Below are 7,523 nucleotides of genomic sequence, written 5' to 3'. Positions count from 1 at the left end.
CCATCCCGTAAAACGCCCCCCACCCCCCCCCCCCCCCGCCCCCGCCGTGGCGGTCGCGGGCCCGTCCGGGCTTCCGTCCGGATCAGTCCAGGTAGTCGCGCAGCACCTGGGAACGCGACGGGTGACGCAGCTTGGACATGGTCTTGGACTCGATCTGGCGGATGCGCTCACGGGTGACCCCGTACACCTTGCCGATCTCGTCCAGCGTCTTCGGCTGGCCGTCGGTGAGGCCGAAGCGCATGGAGACCACGCCCGCCTCGCGCTCACTGAGCGTGTCGAGCACCGAGTGCAGCTGCTCCTGCAGCAGCGTGAAGCTGACCGCGTCGGCCGGCACGACCGCCTCGGAGTCCTCGATGAGGTCACCGAACTCGCTGTCGCCGTCCTCGCCGAGCGGGGTGTGCAGCGAGATGGGCTCGCGACCGTACTTCTGGACCTCGATGACCTTCTCGGGGGTCATGTCGAGTTCCTTGGCCAGCTCCTCCGGGGTGGGCTCGCGGCCCAGGTCCTGGAGCATCTGGCGCTGGACGCGGGCCAGCTTGTTGATGACCTCGACCATGTGCACCGGGATGCGGATGGTGCGGGCCTGGTCGGCCATCGCGCGGGTGATCGCCTGGCGGATCCACCAGGTCGCGTACGTCGAGAACTTGAAGCCCTTGGTGTAGTCGAACTTCTCGACGGCACGGATCAGACCGAGGTTGCCCTCCTGGATCAGGTCCAGGAAGAGCATGCCGCGGCCGGTGTAGCGCTTGGCCAGCGAGACCACCAGACGGAGGTTGGCCTCCAGGAGGTGGTTCTTGGCCCAGCGGCCGTCCTCGGCGATGATCTCCAGCTCGCGCTTGAGCTTGGGGGCGAGCTTGTCGGCCTGGGCCAGCTTGTCCTCGGCGAACAGACCGGCCTCGATGCGCTTGGCGAGCTCCACCTCCTGCTCGGCGTTGAGGAGGGGGACCTTGCCGATCTGCTTGAGGTAGTCCTTCACCGGGTCGGCGGTGGCGCCGGCCGCGGCGACCTGCTGCGCGGGCGCGTCGTCCTCGTCGTCGTCGGACAGGACGAAGCTCTCCGCCTCGGCCTCGGCGGCCGGGACGTCCTCGTCCTTGCCGGGGGCGGCGTCCTCGAGGAGCTCCTCGCCCTCGACGAGCTCGTCGTCCTTCTTGGCCTTGGTCGCGGTGGTCTTCTTGGCGGCGGTCTTCTTGGCGGTCGCGGTGGTCTTCTTCGCCGCAGTCTTCTTGGCGACGGCCTTCTTCGCGGGTGCCACGGCCTCGTCCTCCGGATCCCCCACGGACTCCGCCGCCCCGGTGGGGGAGGGGGCCGCGGCGGCCTTGGCAGCGACGGTCTTCTTGACCGGGGCGGCCTTGGTGGCGACGGTCTTGGTGGCAGTACGCTTCGCCGGGCTCTTGGCTGCGACGCTCTTACGGGTGCGCTTGGGCGCCTCGGCGGCACTCACCATCAGCGTCACACCCTCCTCGTCGAGGACCTGGTTGAGGCTGCGCAGAACGTTCTTCCACTGGGTTGCCGGGATCTGGTCCGCTTCGAAGGCTCGGCGCACGTCGTCGCCGGCGATCTGACCCTGAGCCTTACCCCGCTCGATGAGCGCCATCAGAGACTCGGACTCGGCGATCTCCGGCGGGAGCGTACGGGATGTGCTGGCCGACACGAACAACCTCTCGGAACGATGGAAAACGACTACGGTGGGAACCGCGCTGCAACTCAGCGTCATGTTCGTCGCGGATATTCCACGCACGGCCGCCACCTCTAAGCTCATCGCGCTGCCGCCGAGAGCGTTACGCCCGGCCGTACGTGGTCCGAGTCACACCCCGGATCGGCGCCAAAGCGTCGATAGCAGGACACTTCCCGTGCACGCCACGACCATGCCCGGTCGGATACGGGCGCCAAACATGACGGACGGCTCCGCCGCCGGGCCCGGAGGGCGTGGGCCGGCGGCGGAAGTCTGTGCCGTCTCGTGCTGCTCGGGGCGGGTCAGTGCTCGCGGGGGGCGGGGACGACGTGGTCCGCCGGGCCGCCGGGACCCGCGTCGGGGTGGACGGCGAGCAGCTGGCGCATGGCGGTCTCCGCCTCGGCACCGTCGGAGGCGGCCAGCGCCTCGACGACCCGCGTGTGCAGGGCCACCGAGTGCTCACCGGGGCGCTCGCAGCCGGTGACGGGGCCGCCGGAGACCTGCAGGGCGGCGGAGACGATGCCGGACAGGTGCTCCAGCATCCGGTTGCCCGCGACCTGCAGCAGCAGGGCGTGGAACTCGGCGTCCGCCCGGGCGAAGGTGAGGCCGTCGCCCTGCCCCGCGGCGTGGGCCATGATGTCGGTCATGTCGATGAGCCGCTGCTGGACGTCCTCGCGTCCGTGACCCGCCGCGAGGCGGGCGGCCAGGGGCTCGATGGTCCAGCGCAGTTCGAACAGCTCGCGACGCTGGTCGTCGCGCTGCGGGCCGAAGGCCCGCCATTCGATGATGTCGGGGTCGAGCAGGTTCCAGTCGCTGACCGGGCGGACCCGGGTGCCGACGTTGGGCCGGGCGCTGACGAGGCCCTTGGCCTCCAGCACCCGCAGCGATTCGCGGACGACGGTGCGGGAGACCTCGAAACGCTGGCCGATCTCCTCGGGGACGAGCGGGCGGTCGGCCCCGAGATCGCCGGAGACGATCATCTGGCCGAGTTGCTGGACGAGTTGGCCGTGCAGCCCGCGGCCACGGCTCCCGCCGGCGCGACGGCCGACACGGCCCATGTCGGCTTCGCCGCCGTCCCAGGACGGTGCGCCGCCCGGGCGGTCGAGGCCGGCGGGCGCGTCGGCGTACGGATAGCGGTCGGTGTCCCCGCCGCCGAGACTCGGGTCGACGGGGCGGGCCGCGGTCATCATGGTGTGCGCAAGGGTACTCACGCATCATTTGTCGGCGATGGCGCGCGAAGCCTTGAGGGCTTTCCTGAAAAGCACACGAAAGGGTGAGCACTCATCACCTGATAATTGACGCTTTATCGGAAGGAAATGGGGTTTCTCCGGCGCAAGACCGTTGCCACATAGGCACACAAGAGAGCGAAGAGCGACAAAGCGAAGGAATAGCGGACCGGTTGGGTCGCCAGACGGGTCACGTCGATCGCCGGGGCGGAGGCCGCCCGGCGCACCAACGGGGCGATCAGCAGGGGAATCGCCAGAACGCCGGCCAGCCCGAGCGCCGTGGTGCGGAACACCCCGGCCGCCAGCACACCTGCCCAGCAGCAGACGAGCGCGAGGCCCACCGACGTCGCCGTGGCGGAGACCGGCGCGAACGGCGAGGGCAGTCCGCCCGCGGGGGGTTCGAGGTGCATCGCCACGAGGCCGAGGGCCGCTCCCAGGAGGGAGATCAGCGCCGCCGCGCAGCCGTTGACGACGAGCTTGGTCAGCAGCAGGCGGAGTTGGCGCGGCACGGGCGCGTGCGCGGGTGCCAGAGCGGGGTAGCGGAACTCCTGGCCGTAGGCGAGGGCCCCGAGGAGCCCGCCGCCCAACGCGGCGGGCGGCAGCGGCAAGGAGTGCGACCAGCCGGTCAGCAGGCGCAGGGAGAAGGCGTGGTGCCCGGTGCGCAGCAGGGTCAGGGTGGCCAGCCCCGAGACCAGGACGGAGACCAGCGCGATCAGCCAGGGGCCGCGGACGCCCGTGAGACGGCGCAGTTCGTAGCGCACGGGCCGGGCGGGACCGGCGGGCGGCACGGCGGCGCGCGCGACCGCCAGGGGTGCGGCGGGCCGGTCGCCGTGGGGTGCTCCCGGGGCGCCGGTGTCGGCGACCTCGTCCGCGAGGCGGTGCAGGAGGATGCCGTTCCGGAAGGCGGCCTCACCGACCTGGGCGGTGGTCCGGCCGTGCACGCGGATGCGGCTGCCGCTCTCGTGGGTGATCTCGGTCCCGTCGTCGGTCAGCAGCAGGCCCAGGCGTTCGGCCTGGGGCGACTGGACGGCCACGTAGGGGCGCAGCCGGCGGCGGCCGAACTCGTGGGCGGACTGGTCGGCGACGAGACGGCCCTTGTCCAGGGTGACGACGCGGTCCCCGAGCCGGCCCGCCACCTTGGGGTCGGCGCAGGTGACGACGACGGCGCCGCCGCGGGCCGCGTACGCCTTGAGCAGGCCGTACAACCAGGCGGTGTCGTGCGCCGAAAGCCCCTGGGCGGGGTCGTCCAGGAGCAGCGCGGGCGGATCCCCGAGCAGGGCCGCGGCGACGCCCAGGCGGCGGTCCATGCCGAGGGAGAAGGTCGACAGCCGGCGTCCGGCCGTCTCGCCCAGGCCCACGATCTCCAGGACGTGGTCGGCGCGTTCGGCCGGGGCCCCGGCCGCGGCGGCGAGCATGCGCAGGTGGCCGCGCGCGGTCCTGGAGGGATGCCCGGGGACGTCGCCGAGGAGTACGCCCACCGCGTTCGCCGGATGGGTGTGGCGGTGCAGCGGGCGCCCACCGAACAGCGTGATGCCGCGACCCGGTTCGAGTTCGAGCATCAGCCGTAGGACGGTGGACTTGCCCGCGCCGCTGTCGCCGAGCAGGACGGTGATCTCGCCGGGGCGGGCGTCGAAGGTGAGGTCGTCGACGGCGGGGGGCTCTTCACCCCGGGACGCACTGGTCAATCCGATGGCCTGGATCACCCTTGCACCATAACGCGCAATTGGCCCGGAATTTACACCTCTGGTCGCAACATGGGCGGATTCAGGATGGTTGCGCCACCCGCGCGGAACAGCTGTGCGGGGCGGCCGCCCTGACGGGTCGTCGTGCCGCCGGAGGGGACGAGGAAGCCGACCGTCCCCGTCACCTTGCGGTGGAAGTTGCGCGGGTCCAGGGCGACGCCCCACACCGCCTCGTAGACCCGGCGGAGCTCGCCGACGGTGAACTCGGGCGGGCAGAAGGCGGTCGCCAGCGCGGAGTACTCGAGCTTGGAACGGGCCCGCTCCACTCCGTCGGCCAGGATGCGCGCGTGGTCGAAGGCGAGGGCGCCCTCCTCCCCGTTGCGCAGCAACTCCTCGACCGGGGCCCAGCGGGCGCTGCGCGCGTCGCCCCCGGCGCGGGGCGCGGGCAGGTCCGGGGCGAGCACCAGGTGGGCGACGCTCACCACGCGCATCCGCGGATCGCGCTTGGGGTCGCCGTAGGTGGCCAGCTGCTCGAGGTGGACCCCGCTGCCCGCGCGCAGACCGGTCTCCTCCTCCAGCTCGCGGGCCGCCGCCCCGGAGAGGTCCTCGTCGCCGCGTACGAAGCCGCCGGGCAGCGCCCACCGGCCCTGGTAGGGCGGTTCACCGCGGCGGACCGCGAGGGCGCACAGGGCGTGGCTGCGCACTGTGAGCACGACGAGATCGACAGTGACGGCGAAGGGCGGGAAAGCTGACGGGTCGTAGGGCGCCATGCCCGCGATCATAGTCGTCTGCCTGACGATAAACAGCAGGTTGACGGGATGACGCGACTCGCCTTCGGCCTGTTGTCCGACGTCAGGGCGGCGGCCCGGGCGCTGCCGCCGCCCGGCGGGTTCAGGCACCGAGCTGGAGCCCGGGGGCCGCCTCCTCGATCACGGCTGTGGCGGACGCCCCGATCCGCAGGGCGAAGGGCTCCTCGGCCACCCGCAGCCCGGCGAGGTGGAGATCACCGAGCGGGGCGGCGGCAAGCGGGCGTACGGCCACCATGCGTTCGGGGGCGTCGGGGCGGATCCCGGCGAGCGCCATCAGCAGGTGGACGGCGCCCGCGGCGGCCACCGCGGCAGGCCGTGAGGCCGTCGGGTGCGGGGCGGGACGACGCGAGTCGTCGCGCTGCTCCCCCGCGTACATCTCGGGCAGCCGGTACCCGAACGCGGCTGCCGCGTCCAGCACGCCCAGCAGCAGTGCCCCGGCCTCACGCTCGTGGCCTGCCGCCGCCAGTCCGGCGACCGCGACGGCCGTCTCGTGCACCCGTACCGCTCCGCCGCGGTGGCCGAAGGGGTTGTGGCCGGGAGCCCTGGCGGACAGGGTCCGCAGCCCCCACCCCGAATCGAGCTCCGGTGCCGCGAGGAGACCGGCGAGCTGTTCGGTCTGCACCTTGTCCAGCAGGCCGGGAGCGAGTTCGCAGCCGCTCGACAGGCCGGTGTCGAGCAGGTGGGCGGCGGCCGAGCCCAGGTGCGGCACCGGTCTGCCGTCGGGGGTGAGCGCGGCGGCCGGGCTCCCACCCGCGGGGTCGTCCAGCCAGAACTCCTCCCGGAACCTCCGGCGCAGTGCCTCGGCCCGCTCCCGCCACTCCTCCGCGCCCGGTCGTCCGTGGGCCTGGAGCAGATCGGCGCCGTGCAGCATGGCCCGGTGGGCGTGGGCCTGCACGTCGCAGCGCAGCGGCCCGCCCGGCGCGGGGTCGGGGACGAATCCGCCCTCGCCCGCGACCGAACGCAGCCACCACAGGCTCCGCTCGACGGCCGGCAGCAGTTGTTCGGTGTCCCGCTCCGGAAGACCCCAGCGGCGTGCCTCGGCGAGCAGCGTGACGAAGAGCAGCCCCGCCTCCACCCCCGAACAGGTCGGCGGCAGATGCGGACCGGCATGGCGCAGCGGGCCCGGCAGGCCGCCGGTCTCCGGGTCCTGGCGGCGGGCGAAGGCCCGCAGGGTGCCGGCTGCCAGGCGGGTGCCCAGCGGGAGCAGCATGCGGGCCGCCCACAGCGCGTCGGCCGGGGCGGGACCGAGCCGCCAGGGGGCGCCGGCCGCCACATGGACGTCCAGCGGGTGCCCGGGGTCGCGCAGCAGCAACGCCCGCAGGTCGTCGAGGGCGGCGCGCAGCAGCGTCTCCGCCCGGCCGTCGCCGCCGCGGATCTCCGGGGCCGACCAGGGCACGGGGACCGCCGGGGCGGATCCACCGTTGACGCCGGCCACGGCGGGTTCCAGCGTCGCGCGCAGTTCGATCGTGCGGGAGGCACCGGGCGGCAGCGCCAGCTCCCAGCAGAGCAGCCCGGCGGAGGCCATGGCGCTCTCGGGTGCCGGTACAGCGGTGACCCGGGCCCGCAGGCCCTCCGCCGACCACTGCAGTCCCGCGTCGCACACGCTGGACTGCAGCTCCGGCCCGGAGGATCCGGCCGCGATGGCCGCCAGTTCGGCGAGGTCGGTCGCCAGCGCCACCTCGAACGGGATGCGCAGGGCGCGGGATCCGGTGTTGTGCACGGTGATGCGCTCGGTGCCCCCCGCCGTCCGCAGCCTCTCGACGGTGAGGGCCGGGTCGGGCGCGATGTCGCCGGGAACGCGGGCGACGGAGGTGAACCGCGCCCGTCCCGCCGTGACGAGCCCGCCCTGCACGGGGACCGGGTGCACCCCCGCGACGCGCAGTTCGCAACGGGCCAGTACCCGGCGGCCGCCCTGGTAGAAGCCGGCGAGGCCGCCGCCGTCCAGTTGTCCGTGCTCCGGCGAGACCGCGAGGGCCGGGGCTGCGACGCACATCACGGCGTCGTGCACCGGCTGCGGCCCCCGGTCCTGCCGGGGCGGCCGGTTGACCGGCTGCGGGCTCATGCCACCTCCACGTCGGATCGGTCGCTCGGGCGCTGCCGCCACTACCCACGAGAACGGCCGTGTGGGCATTCG

Annotated in this window: 5 protein-coding genes; all 5 read right to left on the bottom strand. The window is 73.4% G+C overall.

Translation table 11 applies throughout. The annotated features are described in order from the left end of the window. Positions 1 to 82 precede the first annotated feature (82 nt). Positions 83 to 1,651 carry an RNA polymerase sigma factor gene (locus ABZ479_RS31640; protein WP_500464766.1) on the bottom strand — a complete coding sequence of 523 codons (1,569 nt, stop codon included), beginning with the start codon at positions 1,649 to 1,651 and terminating at the stop codon, positions 83 to 85. 323 nt (positions 1,652 to 1,974) lie between these two features. After that, positions 1,975 to 2,883 carry a FadR/GntR family transcriptional regulator gene (locus ABZ479_RS31635; protein WP_500464765.1) on the bottom strand — a complete coding sequence of 303 codons (909 nt, stop codon included), beginning with the start codon at positions 2,881 to 2,883 and terminating at the stop codon, positions 1,975 to 1,977. Positions 2,884 to 2,975: 92 nt separating this feature from the next. Beyond that, positions 2,976 to 4,601 (bottom strand): ATP-binding cassette domain-containing protein, encoded by a 1,626-nt coding sequence (locus ABZ479_RS31630; protein ID WP_500464764.1) that lies wholly within the window; start codon positions 4,599 to 4,601, stop codon positions 2,976 to 2,978. Between the two features lie 32 nt (positions 4,602 to 4,633). After that, a complete protein-coding gene (locus tag ABZ479_RS31625) occupies positions 4,634 to 5,350 on the bottom strand; it encodes an NUDIX hydrolase (RefSeq protein ID WP_499601869.1) in 717 nt (238 codons plus the stop codon). Between the two features lie 121 nt (positions 5,351 to 5,471). Next, positions 5,472 to 7,451: a glycogen debranching N-terminal domain-containing protein gene (locus ABZ479_RS31620; RefSeq protein ID WP_500464763.1), complete on the bottom strand. Its 1,980-nt coding sequence runs from the start codon at positions 7,449 to 7,451 to the stop codon at positions 5,472 to 5,474. Positions 7,452 to 7,523: the final 72 nt, after the last annotated feature.

The sequence above is a fragment of the Streptomyces sp. NPDC005722 genome (assembly GCF_040630935.1).
Taxonomy (GTDB): domain Bacteria; phylum Actinomycetota; class Actinomycetes; order Streptomycetales; family Streptomycetaceae; genus Actinacidiphila.
This window is presented reverse-complemented; position numbering and strand designations above follow the sequence as displayed.

What these genes read in the sequence shown, in the direction of transcription:
- ABZ479_RS31620 (WP_500464763.1), bottom strand. Translation starts at nt 7,451, where the DNA reads ATGAGCCCGCAGCCGGTCAACCGGCCGCCCCGGCAGGACCGGGGGCCG.
- ABZ479_RS31625 (WP_499601869.1), bottom strand. Translation starts at nt 5,350, where the DNA reads ATGGCGCCCTACGACCCGTCAGCTTTCCCGCCCTTCGCCGTCACTGTC.